The 17,703-nt window shown below is 66.7% G+C and carries 15 protein-coding genes; 5 read left to right on the top strand and 10 right to left on the bottom strand.

The window, feature by feature from the left end; translation table 11 throughout:
- Window positions 1-2: 2 nt before the first annotated feature.
- Genes pyrR through AC1DX2_RS15515 form a run of 3 tightly spaced genes read right to left on the bottom strand, consistent with a single transcriptional unit; the run spans window position 3 to window position 1,527 of the window.
- Window positions 3-503 carry a bifunctional pyr operon transcriptional regulator/uracil phosphoribosyltransferase PyrR gene (gene pyrR, locus AC1DX2_RS15525; protein ID WP_477197258.1) on the bottom strand — a complete coding sequence of 167 codons (501 nt, stop codon included), beginning with the start codon at window positions 501-503 and terminating at the stop codon, window positions 3-5.
- Window positions 500-928 carry a Holliday junction resolvase RuvX gene (gene ruvX, locus AC1DX2_RS15520; RefSeq protein ID WP_477197257.1) on the bottom strand — a complete coding sequence of 143 codons (429 nt, stop codon included), beginning with the start codon at window positions 926-928 and terminating at the stop codon, window positions 500-502. The genes pyrR and ruvX overlap by 4 nt, the downstream gene beginning before the upstream one ends.
- Window positions 925-1,527: a YqgE/AlgH family protein gene (locus tag AC1DX2_RS15515; protein ID WP_477197256.1), complete on the bottom strand. Its 603-nt coding sequence runs from the start codon at window positions 1,525-1,527 to the stop codon at window positions 925-927. Before AC1DX2_RS15515 ends, ruvX begins: the two co-directional genes overlap by 4 nt.
- A gap of 96 nt (window positions 1,528-1,623) precedes the next feature.
- Here AC1DX2_RS15515 and AC1DX2_RS15510 point away from each other — a divergent pair, with 96 nt between their 5' ends.
- Together AC1DX2_RS15510 and AC1DX2_RS15505 are read left to right on the top strand one after the other, a co-directional pair.
- Window positions 1,624-3,096 (top strand): cryptochrome/photolyase family protein, encoded by a 1,473-nt coding sequence (locus AC1DX2_RS15510; protein WP_477197255.1) that lies wholly within the window; start codon window positions 1,624-1,626, stop codon window positions 3,094-3,096.
- Between the two features lie 39 nt (window positions 3,097-3,135).
- The gene (locus AC1DX2_RS15505; RefSeq protein ID WP_477197254.1) at window positions 3,136-3,570 is read left to right on the top strand and encodes a YciI family protein; all 435 of its coding nucleotides are present in this window, start codon (window positions 3,136-3,138) and stop codon (window positions 3,568-3,570) included.
- A 23-nt stretch (window positions 3,571-3,593) separates the two neighbouring features.
- On the opposite strand, the gene AC1DX2_RS15500 is transcribed toward AC1DX2_RS15505, so the two are convergent.
- The 7 genes from AC1DX2_RS15500 to AC1DX2_RS15470 form a co-directional block, all read right to left on the bottom strand.
- A complete protein-coding gene (locus AC1DX2_RS15500) occupies window positions 3,594-4,172 on the bottom strand; it encodes a hypothetical protein (RefSeq protein WP_477197253.1) in 579 nt (192 codons plus the stop codon).
- A gap of 146 nt (window positions 4,173-4,318) precedes the next feature.
- Window positions 4,319-10,537, bottom strand: a complete 6,219-nt coding sequence (locus tag AC1DX2_RS15495; RefSeq protein WP_477197252.1) for a hybrid sensor histidine kinase/response regulator — start codon at window positions 10,535-10,537, stop codon at window positions 4,319-4,321.
- Between the two features lie 34 nt (window positions 10,538-10,571).
- Window positions 10,572-12,851, bottom strand: coding sequence for a methyl-accepting chemotaxis protein (locus AC1DX2_RS15490; RefSeq protein WP_477197251.1), 2,280 nt, complete (start codon window positions 12,849-12,851; stop codon window positions 10,572-10,574).
- A 34-nt stretch (window positions 12,852-12,885) separates the two neighbouring features.
- Window positions 12,886-13,419 carry a chemotaxis protein CheW gene (locus AC1DX2_RS15485; protein WP_477197250.1) on the bottom strand — a complete coding sequence of 178 codons (534 nt, stop codon included), beginning with the start codon at window positions 13,417-13,419 and terminating at the stop codon, window positions 12,886-12,888.
- A 12-nt stretch (window positions 13,420-13,431) separates the two neighbouring features.
- On the bottom strand, window positions 13,432-13,797 hold the full coding sequence (locus AC1DX2_RS15480; RefSeq protein ID WP_477197249.1) for a response regulator: 366 nt from the start codon (window positions 13,795-13,797) through the stop codon (window positions 13,432-13,434).
- A complete protein-coding gene (locus tag AC1DX2_RS15475) occupies window positions 13,797-14,189 on the bottom strand; it encodes a response regulator (protein WP_477197248.1) in 393 nt (130 codons plus the stop codon). The genes AC1DX2_RS15480 and AC1DX2_RS15475 overlap by 1 nt, the downstream gene beginning before the upstream one ends.
- Window positions 14,190-14,261: 72 nt before the next feature.
- Window positions 14,262-14,414 carry a rubredoxin gene (locus AC1DX2_RS15470; protein ID WP_477197247.1) on the bottom strand — a complete coding sequence of 51 codons (153 nt, stop codon included), beginning with the start codon at window positions 14,412-14,414 and terminating at the stop codon, window positions 14,262-14,264.
- 145 nt (window positions 14,415-14,559) lie between these two features.
- Here AC1DX2_RS15470 and thiD point away from each other — a divergent pair, with 145 nt between their 5' ends.
- From thiD to AC1DX2_RS15455, 3 genes are all read left to right on the top strand, one after another.
- Window positions 14,560-15,495: a bifunctional hydroxymethylpyrimidine kinase/phosphomethylpyrimidine kinase gene (gene thiD, locus AC1DX2_RS15465; protein ID WP_477197246.1), complete on the top strand. Its 936-nt coding sequence runs from the start codon at window positions 14,560-14,562 to the stop codon at window positions 15,493-15,495.
- Window positions 15,479-16,810, top strand: a complete 1,332-nt coding sequence (gene hemL / locus AC1DX2_RS15460; protein ID WP_477197245.1) for a glutamate-1-semialdehyde 2,1-aminomutase — start codon at window positions 15,479-15,481, stop codon at window positions 16,808-16,810. Before thiD ends, hemL begins: the two co-directional genes overlap by 17 nt.
- A gap of 125 nt (window positions 16,811-16,935) precedes the next feature.
- A complete protein-coding gene (locus AC1DX2_RS15455; RefSeq protein ID WP_477197244.1) occupies window positions 16,936-17,628 on the top strand; it encodes a glycine zipper 2TM domain-containing protein in 693 nt (230 codons plus the stop codon).
- Window positions 17,629-17,703: the final 75 nt, after the last annotated feature.

Genomic DNA, 17,703 nt, shown 5'->3' with positions numbered 1-17,703 from the left:
GGTCAGGCGCTCTCCACCTTGAAGCTGAATTGGCCGGCATCGTCGCGCGCCAACTGCAGCGACTGGCCCGCCGGCAGCGCCACGGTGGCGGCCAACAAGTCGGCCTGTATCGGCAGCTCGCGCCCGCCGCGGTCCACCAGCACGCCCAGGCGCACACTGGCCGGTCGGCCGTAGTCGAACAACTCGTTGATGACGGCGCGCAGCGTGCGGCCGGTGTACAGCACGTCATCCAGGATCAGGATGTGGGCGTCATTGATCTCAAACGGCAGCGTGGTCTGTGCCGTGTTGATCAGGCCACGGCGGCCGAAGTCGTCGCGGTGCATGCTGCTGGACACCACGCCATGGGCACCGGGCAGTTGCAGGTCATGCTGCAGGCGCTCGGCCAGCCAGGCGCCGCCGGAGGTCACGCCCACCAGTCGCAACGGTTGGGATGGCAGCGCGCGCACCTGCTCGCGCAACGCGGCGTACAGGGCCTCGGCATCGAGGGCTGGGAGGGAACTCACGCAAGACTCCTCAAGAACTGTTCCAGGATGATGCAGGCGGCGGCGGCATCGGCGTCGCGCGCGCCATCGGAGCGTGCTTCGGTGGTGCTGTAGCGCTCGTCCACCTCGTAGACCGGCAGCTTGAAGCGGCCGTGCAGCTGGCGACCAAAGCGGCGCGCCAGCCGGGTGTTCTCGTGCTCGGCGCCATCGGGGTGAAAGGGCACGCCAATCACCAGGGCGTCGGGCTGCCAGGTCTTCACCTGTTCGGCTATTTTGTCAAAGCGGGCGTCGCCCTCGGCCTTCACCGTGCCCAGCGGCTGCGCGCTGCGCAACAAGCGGTTGCCGGTGGCCAGGCCGGTGCGTTTCAGACCGAAGTCAACCGCCAGGAAAGTTTGCAAATGGGGTGGCACCGCCACGGCTTCGGTCACCGGCGCACCCAGCGTCATGCGTGCCCCGCGTCGGGTGACAGCATCCAGGCCTGCAGGCCCAGCAGCGCCAGGGCCTTGTCGTAGCGCTGTTCCACCGGCGTGTCGAAAATCACCGCCTGGTCGGCGTCCACCGTCAGCCAGCTGTTGTCGGACAGTTCGGACTCCAGCTGCCCCTGACCCCAGGCCGAATAGCCCAGCGAGACCAGCACGCGGCGCGGTCCGGCGCCGGTGGACAGGGCTTCCAGCACGTCCTTGGAGGTGGTCATCTCCAGCCCACCTTCGATCGTCATGGTGGAGGCATACACGGATTCACCTGGCTTGTCGTCGTCCAGGGCGTACATGGCCTCGTGCAGCACGAAACCGCGCTCGGTCTGCACCGGGCCGCCCTGGAATACCGGAGCCTGCGCCAGGTCTTCGCGGCGCAATGGCAGATCCACTTTCTCGAACAAGCGCTTCAGGCTGATGTCGCTGGGTTTGTTGATCACCAGGCCCAGGGCGCCGCGCTCGCTGTGCTCGCACATGTAGACCACACTGCGTGCAAAGGTTTCGTCCCGCAACCCCGGCATGGCGATCAGGAAATGATTCGTCAGGTTCATTGGAGCGGAATCGGCGGCCATGGGGGGATTTTAAGGCCTCGGACCCCGGCGCACGGATCCCGCCCCTTCCCAGACCTGTTACATGCCGCACAATGACGCCAATCCACCCTTGTTTGCATGAAACAATTCGACACCGGTCTGATGTGGTTCCGGCGCGATCTGCGCACCGACGACAACACCGCGCTCGCCGCCGCGCTGCAAAGCTGCAAGCGGTTGCACTGTGTGTTCGTGCTGGACACCGATATCCTCGACCCGCTGCCGCGCGCGGACAGGCGGGTGGAGTTCATCCTGCGCTCGTTGGAGGATCTGGACGCGCAGCTGCGCGCGCTGGGGCGCCAACCCGGCTGCGGCCTGATCGTGCGCCATGGCGCGGCGCTGCGCGAGATTGTGCAGCTGGCCCAGACGCTGCATGCGCAGACTGTGTTCGCCGCCCATGACGACGAGCCGCAGGCGCAGTTGCGCGACGCCCGCGTGCGCGGCGCGCTGTCGGACCGCGCGGTGGCGCTGCACACCTTCAAGGACCATGTGGTGTTCGAGCGGCAGGACATCCTGACCCAGAACGGCACGCCCTACAGCGTGTTCACACCCTACAAAAAGGCCTGGCTGGCGAAGGCCCAGCAGGTGGCGCCGCTGCCGCTGCATGACGCGGCCCCCCATGCCGACGCGCTGGCACCGCTGCCCGAGGATCTGCGCCAGAGCGTGCCCAGCCTGGCGCAGATCGGCTTTGAAGCCACCAACCTGTCCGACCTGCACATCGCAGCAGGCAGCAGCGGCGGCCAGGTGGTGCTGGAGGACTTTCGCGCCCGCATGGACCAGTACCACGCCACGCGTGACTTTCCCGCCGTCAAGGGCCCGAGCTACCTGGGCGTGCACCTGCGCTTTGGCACGCTGTCCATACGCAAGCTGGTGACGCTGGCGCTGCGGCGCGTGACCGAGGGCAGCGAAGGCGCCGCCACCTGGCTGTCCGAACTGATCTGGCGCGAGTTTTATGCGCAGGTGCTGGCCAATTTCCCGCAGGTGGGCGAGGGCAAATCGTTTCGCCGCGAGTACGACGCCATCCGCTGGGAACACGGCGCGCATGGCAAGAAGCTGTTTGCCGCCTGGTGCGAGGGGCGCACCGGCTACCCCATCGTGGACGCGGCGATGGCGCAGATCAACCAGAGCGGTTACATGCACAACCGGCTGCGCATGGTGGCCGGCAGCTTTCTGGTGAAAGACCTCGGCATCGATTGGCGCTGGGGCGAAGCCTATTTCGCCACCCACCTGAACGACTTCGACCTGTCGGCCAACAACGGCGGCTGGCAGTGGGTGGCCTCCAGTGGCTGCGACGCCCAACCCTATTTCCGCATCTTCAACCCCGTCAGCCAGAGCGAAAAGTTCGACCCGCAGGGCAAGTTCATCAAGCGCTACCTGCCGCAACTGGCCGCACTGCCGGCCAAGCTCATCCACGCCCCCTGGCAGGCCAGCCCGCTGGAGTTGGTGGCGGCGGGTGTGGAGCTGGGCAAGGACTATCCTGCGCCCATCGTCGACCACGCGCAGGCGCGCGAAGCCACGCTGGCGCGCTATGCCGTGGTGCGGCAGAAAGCCTGAAGACAGGCACCTACGGCCAGAACACCACCGGAGACCGCCATGCCCTCACGCCGCCATGCCCTGACTGCCGCGCTGGCCTTGCCCACCACAGCCATGTGGCAATCTGCAGCAGCGCAAAGCAACGCACCTGCCAGCGCACCCGCCGCGGCCACTCCCAGGGGCGCGCTCTTCGCGGTGGAGTTCCGACTAGGCGCCAAGTGGGATGCCAGCAAAAAGCCGCATGAACAGGCGTACTTCCGCGAGCATTCTGCCAACCTGAAACGGCTGCGCGATGACGGCCGGCTGGTGATGGGTGCGCGCTATGCGGACAAGGGTTTTGTGCTGCTGGCCGCCGTCTCGCAAGCCGAGGCCCAGGGGTGGATAGAGGCCGACCCGGCCGTGCAAAACCAGATGTTCGCCTACGACATCCACCCCTTCCAGGTGTTTTACGCCGGCTGTGTGGAGCTGCCCAAACGCCCGTCCAGCGCGGGCTGACCAATGCGGACTGACGCCGGCGCTCAGCCGCAACGTGCGCGGTAGTTGTCCTCAAAGCGCTGCAAATCCGCCTTTTCACCGTCTGTCAGGTCGATGCGCCTGCGCTTGGTGATCAGGATGCGCTTGGACTCGTCGCACTGCTGTTGCTGCATCTGGGTCTGCTGCGCGCGAGCGGCGCCCGCCTGCTTCTCGTCCTGCTTGGCACGGTACTGGCCCACGCGCTCGGTATGGGCCTGGGCCATGGCGTCGCGCTCGTTCTCGCCACACTCCTTGTGGTAGTTCTTTTGCAGTTCGGCCGCGGCTTCGTGCTTGAGCCCGCGCACGCTGGCGGTGCGCACCGCGTCGCTCATGGAGGCGCAGCGGGCACTCATGTACTTCAGGTGCTCCGGCGCTTCGGCCGCCTTGGGGATGTAACTGGGCGCACTGCGTTGCTCCACCGAGCCGTAATAGACCATGCCGGGGGTGGTAGCTGTGCAGGGTCGGTCGGAGATGACCACGCTACCGTTGGGTTGGCGGCAGGCATATCTGGACTGGGCCGACGCCTGCGGCAACACCATCGCCATGCCGGCCATCACCACACACAGCCCAAAAACCAAACGCATTACCGCGCGCCGCGCGACTGCCGTGCGACCACCTTGCGCCATCATGAAGCCCTCCTGGAAATCAGAACTTGTTGTCTGTTCCAGAAATGCTAACAGGAGCCCGCCCGACGTGACGGGATTTATTTGCCGCACGCCTGTGCGGTGGCTCAACCTTCCAGCGCCACGCTGGCCGAGCAGTAGTGCCGCACCAGGCCCATCAGTTCGTCTTCGGAGTAGGGCTTGCCCAGGTAGTGGTTGACGCCCAGTTCCTTGGCATGCTCGCGGTGCTTTTCGGCGATGCGTGAGGTGATCATGATGATGGGGATGTCACGCAGCCGCTCCTGGTTGCGGATGTTGCGCGCCAGGTCGAAGCCGTCCATGCGCGGCATCTCGATGTCGGACAGGATCACCGCCGGCCGCTCTTCGGCCAGCTTCTCCAACGCCTGCAGGCCGTCGGCCGCCAGCACCACGCGGAAACCTTCGCGCTTGAGCAGCCGCTGCGTGACACGGCGCACGGTGATGGAGTCGTCCACCACCAGCACCATGGGCACCTGCACCACACCGGCATTCAGCGAAGGCAGCTCGGCCCCGGGCGCCGCCACAGCGCCAGCGGCCTGGACGGCGCTGGCATGCAGCGCGCGCGCCTGCTCGCCATACACGGCGGCCAGCGCCACCGGGTTGTAGATCAGCACCACGGCACCGGAGGCCAGCACCGACATGCCAGCCAGGCCAGGCAGGCGCGCCAGCTGCGGACCCAGGTTCTTCACCACCACTTCCTGGTTGCCCAGCACCTCGTCCACATGCGCGGCCAGGCGTCGCCCGGCGCTGCGGAACACCGCCACCGGCAGCGTCTTGGTCAGCGGCTCAATGCTGCGCGCCGAGGCCTGCAGCAGGGCGCCGGCCCAATGGAAGGGCACCGCCTCGCCCGCATAGTCGTACACCTGGCTCTGGTAGGCCTTCTCCAGATCCGCCTGTGGCACGCGGCGCACCACTTCCACCAGGTTGGCCGGCACGCCGATGACGAGCTCGCCCATGCGCAGCATCACCACCTGGGTGACGGCGGTGGTCAGCGGCAGCACCAGCTTGAAGGTGCTGCCGTGGCCGCTTTCGGTCGAGGTTTCAATGCGGCCGCCCAGCGCATTGACTTCGGAGCGCACCACGTCCATGCCAATGCCTCGGCCCGACAGCTCGGTCACCGTGGTGGCGGTTGAAAAGCCGGCAGAGAAAATCAGTTGCGCCGCCTCGGCGTCCGACACCTGCGAGGCGTCCTTCACCAGCCCGTTGGCCACTGCCTTGGCGCGTATGCGCTCCAGATTCAGGCCGGCGCCGTCGTCGCGGAACTGCACCGACACGTCATTGGATTCCTGCGCCACCTGGATGGTGATGGTGCCGGCCGCCGCTTTGCCGGCGCGCTCGCGCACTGCGGGCTCCTCCACACCGTGCGCCACCGAGTTGCGCAGCAAGTGCTCAAAGGCCGGCGTCATGCGGTCCAGCACGCCGCGGTCCATGTCGATGGAGCCGCCCACGATGTCCAGCTTGACCTGTTTGCCCGACTCCTTGGCAGCCTGGCGCACCACCGCGTACAGCCGCTCGGAAATGCTCTCGAATTCCACCATGCGGGTGCGCAGCAGGTCACGCTGCAACTCACGCGCCTGGCGGGCCTGGGCGATCAGGTCGTCCTCGGTGCCTTCGATGGTGCGCTGCAGGTTGCGCTGCACGGTGGCGACGTCGTTGACCGACTCGGCCATCATGCGCGTCAGCTCCTGCACGCGCGTGAAGCGGTCGAACTCCAGCGGGTCGAAGTCGGACGCCGTGTCTTTGGACAAGGCCATGCGCGACTGCATTTGGGTCTCGGCCTGCACCTCGATATCGCGCAGTTGTTGCCGCAGCCGCTCCAGGTTGCCGGTGAGCTCGCCCAGCGAGCCACGCAGCTGACCCAGGCGGGCGTCCAGGCGCGAGCGGGTGATCATCACCTCGCCAGCCTGGTTGACCAGCCGGTCCAGCAGTTGCGAGCGCACCCGCACCGACTGGTTGGGGTTGACCTTGGCCACCGCCGTGCCGGCGGCATTGGTCCAGGCGGTTTCCAGGCGCCCACGGGCGCGGCGGTCGACCACCGTGACGGCTTCATGCGGCGCCCCAGCGGCAGTGGCTGACGCAGCCGCCGGTTCGGTCGCCGCTGGCGCCTCACTGACAGACACGGTGGGCGTTGGCACCAGCTCGGTGGCCACGCTGGCGGCCGGCATCTGGTCGGCCTGGCCGGGGCCGGCACGCAGACCGTCGAAGGCAGCCTGCAAGCCGTCAAAACGCGTCAGCAAGGGCTCCAGCTGCACCGCCTGCAGGAATTCGGTGCCCAGGCTCTCGATGGCCGACTCCATGCGGTGCGACATTTCGCCCATGCGCATGGCGCCGGCCAGGCGGGCACTGCCCTTGAGCGTGTGCAGCACGCGCAGCACTTCGCTGCGCGCACCCAGGTTGTCGGGCCGCGCCACCCATTGGCGCAGCGCGCCGCCCAACTGGGGAAGCAGTTCCACCGCTTCCTCTTCGAACACCGGGAACAGGTCCACGTCCAGCGCGTCGTGCAGGTCGATGTCGTCGTCTTCGCCGCTGACCATCTTGCGCGCGGCGTGCTGCGGCTGGTGCGCTTCGGACGCCGGCGCCACAAAGCTGTGCACGGCCGGGGCAACGGCAGCCACGGCTGCCGCTGCAGGCGCGGTCAGCAGCGCGGCGGCGGCCAAGGCGATCTCCGGCAGCGCCACCGGCTCGGCGGACGCCGGGCTTTCCAGCACCGTATCGGGCAGGCTCAACGGCTCGCCCGCCTGGCTGTCCGGCGCATGCGCATCAGGCAGCTGGCTGTCCGTGGCCTGGCTGTCGGGCACACCACCCGGGGTGTCCCAGTCGGGCACGCTGGAATCGCTTTGCAGCGAGACGATCTCGGTCTCCAGCAATTCCTTCAGCGCTTCCAGAATGTGCGCATCGGGTTCCTTCAGGAAGCCGGCGGCGAACTGGTGCAGCAGCCGGCGTATGTCCTCAGCGGCATCGACGAACACCTGCGCTTGCTCGGGCGTGCCGCCAGCCTGCAATTGCGCATGCTCCAGCGCCAGCTCCAGCGCGCGCGCCATTTCGGACAGGGCGGTGAAGCCCACGGTGGCGGAACTGCCCGACAACGAATGCGCCAGGCCGACGGTGGAGCTGGCAATGCTGCGGTGCAGTTCCAGCGACCATTCGCTGAGCTCGGTGGAAAGCAGGCGCGACCACTCGTCGGCTTCGTTCAGGTAGACGTTGTACAGCGGTATGCCGATGCGCAGGTGGCCTATCACCTTGACCTGCTCGTCGGCCGCCGCTTCCAGGGCGGCCAGCGCGGAAGGCGTGGGCTCGTCGGCGCCGTCGGCGTCCTCTTCCACCAGCGCGGCGGCCTGCGGCACCACGGCTGCAGGCGCATCTGCCAACACCGGCGCCAGGCTTTCAAAATCAATGTCGCCCAGGTCCGGCATGTCGGCTTCGGCCACCGTCGCGTGCGCGCTCGCTTCGGGCACGGCAGCACTGCCAGCCGGTGCCGACACGGTGGTGAAATCCAACACCGTATCCAGCCCGGCGTCTTCGGGCAACAGCGGCGTTGCCGGATCGCCCCCCTGCACTGCGGCCACTTCGTCTTCCAGTGACAATTCGGTGGGGCCGAAATCAGGCAAGCGGCTGTCGGGCTGCAGGGTATCGGGTTCAGCCAGGTCCACCGCCAAAGGCGCGGCCTCGGGCAGCAGCAATTCGGGCATCACCGGCTCGGCGCCTGGTGGCTCCAACACCTCGTCCAACGTACCCTCAGGCAACGCAGGCGCCTCGGCCACGGGCTCGAGAAGTTCGGGCGCCTGTGCCGGCACGGCCTCGGCCGCGTCCAATGCAATCTCGGGGATCGGCGCAGCGGGTTCGGGGACCGGCTCAGGTGCCGCCTCGGCCTCTTCACCCGGCAACACCAGCGGCACGTAGCGGTGGTCGACCCGCAAGGCGTCGGCGGCGTTGCGGAAGGTCTGTGCACTCCACGGCGTGCCCGCGTGCGCGGCAATGTCTTCCACCCAGCGGCCAAAACCGTGCATGGCGTGCTCGGTCAGCTTCAGCAGCTCCGGGCTGACCGGTTGTTGCTCGGCCAGCCAGCCGTTCATCAGTTGCTCCAGGGCCCAGCCGGCTTCGCCGAATTCGGTCAACCCGACCATGCGCGAGCTGCCCTTGAGCGTGTGGAAGGCGCGCCGCAACGTGGTCTGTTGGCCCAGGTCGGCCGGGCTGCCTTGCAGCGCGGCGATGGCGGCCAGGCCGTTGTGCACCACCTCGCGCGCTTCTTCCAGGAAGATGTCGCGCAGTTCGGCGTCGTCGTCGTCCAGGTCCTCTGCCGGCACGGGGGCAGGCGCAGGCACGGCAGGGGCCACGGTGGCTACGGGCGCAGGAGCCGGTGCCGCCACGGGCGCAGCCACGGCAGGTGCAGGCGGCGCATCGGCCACGACCGGCGCGATGACCGCAGCCGGCGCAGCCGCGGCCACGGGGGCCGGCACTGCTGCCAGGGCTGGCGCAACGGCAGCCGCCACGGCGGGCATGGCAGGCGCTGGTGCCGGTGCGAGCTCTTCGGCCTCCACTTCGGCCTTGCCGCGCCCCATCACCGGCTTGAATTCGCCCTGCTCCTCGTCATAGACGAACAACTTCTTGGCCATCGCACGCTGGTAGTTCAGCATGTCGATCAGGAAACCCATGGCGCCCAGGCTGTTGCCCAGCTTGTCGAACACGCCGCTGCGCACGGTGCTCTCGTCCACCTGGTCCACCAGCAGCTTTTCCACCGTGTCGCGCATGCGCAGCGCCGCCAGCGAGGCCTGGTCCAGCCCCAGCACCGACAACACGCCCCGCATCTGCGACAGATGGCCGGGCAACGCATGCAGCGGCACCTTGTCCTTGGGGTCGCGGAAGAACTGGTCCAGCCCCTTTTCCACCTCGCCCAGGCTGCCGCGCAATTCGTCCACCACACTGCCCATGGTCTGGCGGTCGCTGACGCGGCGGTACAGCTCTTCCATCCAGCCTTCCATCGGCTCAGGCTGGCCGCCGGCGCACACATGCTCCAGCCGCTGCGCCAGGCGCGCGCTGCGCGGCGCCATTTGCGAGTCGGTCGGGTCCAGGTCTTCGTAGGCCGCTTCCAGGTACAGGATGGCGGTGGCCACTTCCATGGCCAGCGAGGGCGGCGGCGCCTCGTTGCCACGCAAAGTGGTGTCGATCGCCAGGTTCAGCGCGCGCGCCAGGTCAGCGCACTCCGGGTGCAGCTTGACCACCGAGTCGCCGACGGCGGCAAACTGCTCGCCGACCACCTTCAGCCGGTTGGTGTCACCGCCGGCCAAGGCTGACCAGGTCTCGGTGGCGGTGGCGATGCGCTTGCGCGCCTGTACCAGCACGGAGGGGTCGAAGCGGCCGAACTGCGGCACGTCGTAGCTGAAGGACTTGGTGCGGTTGAAGCCATAGGCCTGGCGCACGGCGGCCAGCACCGGCGCGTCGGCGGCCTTGGTGGGCACGGCCTGGGCGCAGAAGAACAGCAGGTCCTTGACGACGCCATCGGACACCGTGGTCTCGCCGCGTGCCAGCTGCGCATACTGCATCAGGATACGCGAGGCGGCGCGCTTCACATACACATCGGCCGGGCACAGGCCGCGCGCGATGGCCTCGAAAAAGGCGGCACTGACCTTCCAGAACACGCGCGGCTGCAGTTGCGCCTGCCCGGCGGCCAAGGCCAGCGACAGCGTGGACATCACGCGCGCCGAGGGGATGTCCCCGGCCTTGACCACCTTGAGCACGGCCGGGTCCAGCTTGGCACGCACCGCCGGGTCATAGGCCAGCGGCGCCGGCATGTCGGCGATGGGTGCGTCCACCCAGCGCAAGGGCCGGGGCCACAAGTCGGCCGGGTGCACACGCTCGGCGCCAGCGAGCTCCAGCACGTCGCGGTATTGGGGGAACAGCGCCACCGGCGAGGCATTCTTGCCCTTGAGCGCGCCTTCCAGGTATTCGGTCAGCGCGAAACTGGCGCGCTCCACCTTGTTGGCGGCGTCGTCGCTGCACAGCTCGGGACGCTGCACAAAGCGCTGCGCCACGGCTTCCATCGCCTGCAGCAGCTTGGCCGGGGCGCCCAGGCCCACCATCTCCAACGCGCCCACCGCCTGGTGCAGTTGCTGGCGGGCGATGCGCAGGTGGCTGGTGTCCAGCTCGGCCAGGTCGGAGCCGCGTGCCAGCTCGGCGTCGCGCACGAAGCGGCGCATGGCCTTGGTGGCGCCGTCCAGTGACTTGCGCAGCTCTTCCAACACCCAGGCCAGCGGCCCGAGGTCATCCAGACCCAGCTCGTTGTCGGTACTGACGCTTGTGGTGGCTTCCATGGGGGTCGGCGCTCCTGGGCTTCGGTCTCAGCGCTTAAGCGATCTTGAACCGCGCCACCGACTGACGCAATTCCTCGGCCATGCGCGACAGCTCGCGCACCTGGCTGGCGGTGCTGCGCGTGCCCTCACCGGTTTGCTCGGTGACGGCAAAGATGTGCTGGATGTTGTCGGCCACGTCGTTGGCCAGTCGCGCTTCGCGCGACGAGGCGTTTGAAATCTGCTCGATCAGCTCGGCCAGGCGGCGCGACACGCGGTCGATCTCGGTCAGCGCGGTGCCGGCGTTGTCGGACAGTTTGGCCCCTTCCACGACACCCTGGGTGGAGCGCTCCATGGCGGCCACAGCGTCCTGGGTGTCGGTCTGAATGGCCTTCACCAGCGCCGAGATCTGGCGCGTGGCATCGGCCGAACGCTCGGCCAGCCGCTGCACTTCTTCGGCCACCACCGAGAAGCCGCGCCCGGCTTCACCGGCCGAAGCAGCCTGGATGGCGGCGTTCAAGGCCAGAACGTTGGTCTGCTCGGTGATGTCGGAAATCAACTCTGTGATTTCACCGATCTCCTGCGACGATTCACCCAGCCGCTTGATGCGCTTGGAGGTGTCCTGGATCTGGTCGCGGATGGCGTTCATGCCGCCGATGGCGTTTTGCACCGCTTTCAGGCCGGACTCGGCGGCGTCCAGTGAGTGGCGCGCCACCGTGGCCGATTCCTGCGCCTGCTGCGACACCTCGTTGATGCGGGTGGCCATGTCCACCACCGACTTGCCGGTTTCGCGGATCTCGTGCAGTTGCTCGTTGGAGGCGGCCAGCAGTTCGGTGGAAGTGGTGTCGACGTCGGCGGTGGTTTGCGCCACCTTGGCGACCGTGCTTTGCACGCTGCCCACCAGTGAGCGCAGTTCCTCCACCGTGTAGTTCACCGAGTCGGCAATGGCGCCGGTGATGTCTTCGGTCACCGTGGCTTCCTGCGTCAGGTCGCCCTCGGCCACCGTTTGCAACTCGTTCATCAGCCGCAAAATGGCGGCCTGGTTGGCGTCGTTGACGCGCTTTTCCTCCTGGCGCTGGCGCTCGGCCTCCTGGCGCTGGGCTTCGGCCAGTTGCTGGCGTTTCTCGCCGTCCTTCACCTGCACCACCGCCAGGCCATAGGCGCACAGCAGCGCGGTGATGGCCAACAGCGCCATCAGCAGCGTCAAGCCGGTGCCGGCGCCAGTGTTGCCCGACAGCCTGTCCTGCAGCCCTTGCAACTCACGGCGCAGCGGCTCGCTGTCGGTGATCACCGCGGCCTGCGCCTCGCGCGCCGCCACCAGGCCTTGCAGGTTGCCCAGGATGGCGCCAGCCTGCGTGCGGGTCTGCTCGTACAGCTTGATCAGCGCGTCCAGCTGTTCCTTGGTCTGGGCGTCCTTGGCCGAGGACAGGCGCAGGTCGACGCTGCCCTTGAGCAGGCCGTCGGCGATTTCCTTGAACGAGTTCAAGTCCTTGCCCAGCAGGAACACCGCTTCGGGGCTGACGCCCTCGACCGTCAGGAATTCGTTGGACGACTTGCCGATGCGCTGCGTCAGCATCACCAGCGTGCCGGCGGCGGCGATCTCGGAGGCGGCGGCATTTTGCTGCAATTTCAGCGACGACACGGTTTCGGCGATCTCCAGCAGGTCGGACGACTGGCGGTTGATCTGGCGCAGCGATTTGCCCACTTCCGTCAGAATCTTCTGCTGGCTCAGCACGGTCTTGGCGTTTTTGTCGGCCCTGTCGACCACCGGAATGATCTTGTCCAGCTCTTCCGAGTAGCCACCGCCCAGGGCCGTGATGCGCAAATCGTCGTCGCCATCGCGCAGACCGTGCGTGTTCTTGACCAGCGCGGACGAGCTGTCGGCCACATCGGGAAACGCCTGGGCGCCGCCCACCAACGCCTGCGACACCGATTTGGCCAAGCGCTGCGACTGCATCAGCGCCCGACCGGTGGCAGCCAGCTGCTGCGTCACCTTGTCCGCAGAGCGAAAGGTGATCAGCGCCACGATGGCCAGCCCCAGCAGCGAGACCGCAATGCCTATGTACAGCAGGTTGCGGTGCTGCACGAAGGTGCGCCGGCCCATCACCGGCAACGCGATCAGCTCGCCCAGTTGCGAATCGGGTGCGTCACCCGCGCTGCCAGCCCCATGGCCGTCCTGGTCCTCAAACGGCGCGTGGCCGGTCTTGGGCCCCAGTTGCTGGGTGCTGCTGGCATCGGCCCTGGAGGCGTCCGGCATGGCCAGGCTCAGGCGCGAGTCGGTTTCCGAGTCTGCCGGTTTCTTGGCGAAGAAACTTTTGATTTGATCGACAAAAGGCATGGTAGGACCCTAAAAAAGAAGCTCAGTCACTCAGTCAGGCACTGATGCCCAGGAACACGGGCAGTTGCGACAGCGAACGCAGATTGATTTCCTGCCAGACCTGACCCTGCGCATCGCTGAAACGGTTGCCAAAGTAGGGCGGCGAGTCGTCCGGCGGCGGCTCCGAGCCGGTGAAGGCGTCGGCATTGCGCAGGCCAGCCAGGCTGTCGACCAGCAACGCGCAGTTGACCTCCATGCCGGCGTTCAGCGTCACCACACTGGCTTCGGCCAGCATCTGCTCGGTGCGTTTGGGCGGTTGCGACCAGTTGCCGATGAAACCGGCCAGGTCCACCACGCCGTACAGGCCGCCGCGCAGGTTGACCACGCCCTTGAACCAGGACTTGGCATACGGCACCGGCTGCAGGTTGGCCAGGGAAAAGATTTCGCCAGACTGTGCCAGCGGAAACAGGTAGTGGGCGCCGTCCGCCTTGACGGCCAACCAGGAGGCGGAGACGCCTTCAGAACGGGCCGCCTGCAAGCGGCTGGCAAGACGTTTCTGTAATTCCCGGAGCGCTTCGCGGTTGGCCATGGGGAGGGGTGATCAGCCCAGCGCCTTGATCTTGGCGAACAGGTCGGTCGCGTCGACCGGCTTGGTCACGTAGTCACGCGCGCCCTGGCGCATGCCCCACACGCGATCGGTCTCCAGGCTCTTGCTGGTGCACATGATGATGGGAATCTCGCTGTACTCGGGGGTGCGGTTGATCGCCCGGGTCAGCTGGAAACCATTCTGGCCGGGCATCACCACATCCATCAGGATCAGGTCGGGCCGGCCCTCGCCCAGACGACGCATGGCCTCGTCGGCGTTCTCGGCGGTGCGCACCGACATGCCGTTCTTCTGCAGCAGATCGGTCAGAAACATCAGCTCCGTCTTGGAGTCATCCACGATCAGCACATTCTTGATAGTCATCACATCGCTCCTTGCAGCACGGCGCCGAACTGCTGTACAGCCTGCAGCAACTGGTCTTTGGTAAACGGTTTGGTCAGGTAGTCCTGGGCGCCCACCATGCGGCCACGCGCTTTGTCAAAAACACCGTCCTTGGACGACAGCATGACCACCGGCACGGCGGCGAACTTGGCATTGCGCTTGATGATGGCGCAGGTCTGGTAGCCGTCCAGCCGGGGCATCAGGATGTCACAGAACACCAGCTGGGGCTCGAAATCATTGACCTTGGACAGGGCGTCAAAGCCGTCCTCGGCCAGCAGCACCTCGTGGCCGCCTTGCTTCAGGAAAATTTCCGCGCTGCGCCGTATGGTGTTGCTGTCATCGATCACAAGCACTTTAAATGCTGCGTTGTTCACAAAGCGCCGCTCCTGAAAAAGCCGTTACTGCAACGGTGGGTGGTGACAGTTTGAATTCGGGCACCGGCCCGCTCAAATCTGCACCATCTCGAAATCTTCCTTGCGGGCGCCGCACTCGGGGCAGGTCCAGTTCATGGGCACCTGGTCCCAGGGCGTGCCCGGCGCTATGCCGTGGTCCGGTGCGCCGGCCTCTTCGTCATAGATCCATCCACAAATCAAACACATCCAGGTTTTGGTATCACGCACAGCTTAAGGGGCCTTCAATTAGAATGCAATCATTGTATAGAGTCGGAATGCGCATTTCCCCCGCCGTGCGGCCATTCGCCCGGCAATATGCAACACATTTGCCCCCGACTTCTGGCCCTGCCCCATGATCCCCTCCCCCGCACCCGAGACCGAGCCGCCGGACGACGACGAAGACGCCCACCCGGCGTGCGTGCTGGTCTTCAACGCCAACGACCCCAGCGGTGCCGGCGGCCTGTCCGGTGACGTCACCGCCATTGCGTCGGTGGGCGCCCACGCGTTGCCGGTGGTGACCGGCACCTACGCCCGCGACACGGCGGAAATCTTCGACCACTACGCCTTTGACGAGGAAGCCGTGGGCGAACAGGCGCGCGTCATCCTGGAAGACATCACGGTGCAGGTCATCAAGGTGGGCTTTTGCGGCACACCGGAAAACCTCAGCGCGGTGGCCGAGATCACCTCCGACTACGCCGACGTGCCGGTGGTGGCCTACATGCCCAACCTGTCATGGTGGAATGAGGTGCAGATTGACCTCTATCTGGACGCCTTCAAGGAGCTGGTGCTGCCGCAAACCACGGTGTTGGTTGGAAACCACAGCACGCTGTGGCGCTGGCTGCTGCCGGACTGGAGTTCAGACCGCAATCCGGACGCCCGCGACATCGCCCGCGCGGCCCATGAATTAGGCGTACCGTATACGCTGGTGACCGGCGTGCCGCTGCCCGAGCAGTTCATCGACAACGTGCTGGCCTCGCCGCACAGCGTGCTGGGCAACGTCAGGTTCGAGCGCTTCGAGGCGGTGTTTGCCGGTGCCGGCGACACCCTGGCGGCCGCACTGGCGGCGCTGATCGCCAGCGGCAGCGACCTGACCGAGGCCTTCAACGAGGCCCTGAGTTACCTCGACCGCTGCCTGGATGGGGGTTTCCGCCCCGGCATGGGCCATGTGGTGCCCGACCGCCTGTTCTGGGCCCAGCCCGAGGACGGCGAAGAGCAGGCCGAGGACGACACCGGCACCAAGCCCGGCCCCCACACTTTCGAGATGCCCCCGCATGACACCCAGCACTGAGACCAGCAACAGCAACGACCGCAACCTCGCCCTGTTCGAACGCGCCAAGCGGGTGATACCCGGCGGTGTCAATTCACCGGTGCGCGCCTTCAAGGCGGTAGGCGGTACGCCGCGCTTCGTGCAGCGCGCGCAAGGCGCCTATTTCTGGGATGCCAACGGCCAGCGTTACATCGACTACATCGGCTCCTGGGGTCCGATGATCCTGGGCCACGGCCACCCGGCAGTGCTGGAGGCGGTGCAAAAAGCGGCCATGGACGGCTTTTCCTTCGGCGCACCGACCGAGCGCGAGGTGGAACTGGCCGAAGAGATCCTGAAGCTGATGCCGGCCATGGACATGGTGCGCCTGGTCAGCTCCGGCACCGAAGCCGCCATGAGCGCCATACGCCTGGCGCGCGGCGCCACCGGGCGCAGCAAGATCATCAAGTTCGAGGGTTGCTACCACGGCCATGCCGACGCGCTGCTGGTCAAAGCCGGCTCTGGCCTGGCCACCTTCGGCAACCCCACCAGCGCCGGCGTGCCACCCGAAGTGGTGCAGCACACCCTGGTGCTGGAGTACAACAACCTGGCGCAACTGGAAGAGGCCTTTGCGCTGCACGGTACCGACATCGCCTGCCTGGTCATCGAGCCCATTGCCGGCAACATGAACTTCGTGCGCGCCAGCCTGCCGTTCATGCGCCTGGCGCGTGATCTGTGCAGCCGGCACGGCACGCTGCTGGTGTTTGACGAGGTGATGACGGGTTTCCGCGTTGCCCTGGGCGGCGCCAGCGCCGTCTACGCCCGGGCCCTGCCCGGTTTCGAGCCCGACATGACGGTGATGGGCAAGGTGATAGGCGGCGGCATGCCGCTGGCGGCCTTTGGCGCCAAGCGCGCGGTGATGGAACACCTGGCGCCGCTGGGCGCGGTGTATCAGGCCGGCACGCTGTCGGGTAACCCGGTGGCCACCGCCTGCGGCCTGGCCACGCTGCGCGAAATTCGCCAGCCCGGTTTTTACGAGGCGCTGGCCGCCAAGGCGCAGCGCCTGCTGTCCGGCATGCAGGCCGCCGCGCAGAAGCATGGCGTGCCTTATTGCAGTGACAGCGAAGGCGGCATGCTGGGCTTTTTCCTGCTGGAACAGTTGCCGCAGAACTACACCCAGGTGATGAAGACCAACGGCACGCTGTTCAACCGCTTCTTCCACGGCATGCTGGAACGCGGCGTGTACTTCGCCCCGGCGTTGTACGAGGCTGGCTTCGTCAGCGCCGCGCACAGCGAGGCCGACATCGACCACACGGTGGTGGCCGCCGACGAGGTGTTTGCGGCGTTGGCGCAGGCGTGAGCCAGCTGCCTGACTGGCATTGAGCTGTGTCAATTTGTTACGAATGCTTTACCCACCAAGCATTGGAAAACGGAACTGCCAGGGCTAGACTGGAGTCTATGGAGCCAAAGAGGGAAGAATCCATCATGAAACAATTCGTTTTACTCGCTGCTGCCGTTGCCGCTTCTGGCGCGGCCATGGCCCAGGAAGTGGGTCGTGTGATTTCTGCCACGCCGATGATGCAGCAGGTGGCGGTGCCCCGCCAGGTGTGCAGCAATGAGGTGGTGGCTGTGCAGCAACCCAAATCAGGCGCCGGCGCCGTGATGGGCGCGCTGGCCGGCGGTGCCGCAGGCAATGCCGTCGGTGGCGGCAGCGGCAAGGCCGTCGCCACCATGCTGGGCATCGTGGGCGGCGCCATTCTGGGCGATCACATTGAAGGTGGCGGCAGCTCGGCGCAGAACGTGCAGCGCTGCACCACGCAGACCTTCTACGAAAACCGCGCCAACGGCTACAGCGTGGTCTACGAATACGGCGGCAAGCAGTACACGGTGCAGATGCCCAATAACCCCGGCCCCACCGTGCAATTGCAGGTGACGCCGGTAGGCGCCAGCACCATGCAGGCAGCGCCGGCCACCATGGCCCCGGCGACCACCTATGTGTCACCCCCGGTGACCACGGTGGTCGAAGCGCAGCCGGTGTATGTCAGCGCGCCGGTCTACTACCCCGGCTACTACGCCCCGTCCTACGCACCGCTGGGGGTGGGCTTGGCGCTGGGCCTGGGCATTGGCTATTACGGCCACTGGGGCGGCCACGGGCACGGCCACCACTGGCGGCGTTGAGCGCAGGCGGCCCATGCCCGCCACGTGACGCTCCCAAACAAAAAACGCCCGCAATTGCGGGCGTTTTTATTGGGT

The sequence above is a fragment of the Hylemonella sp. P2_B10 genome (genome assembly GCF_056404875.1).
This window is presented reverse-complemented; position numbering and strand designations above follow the sequence as displayed.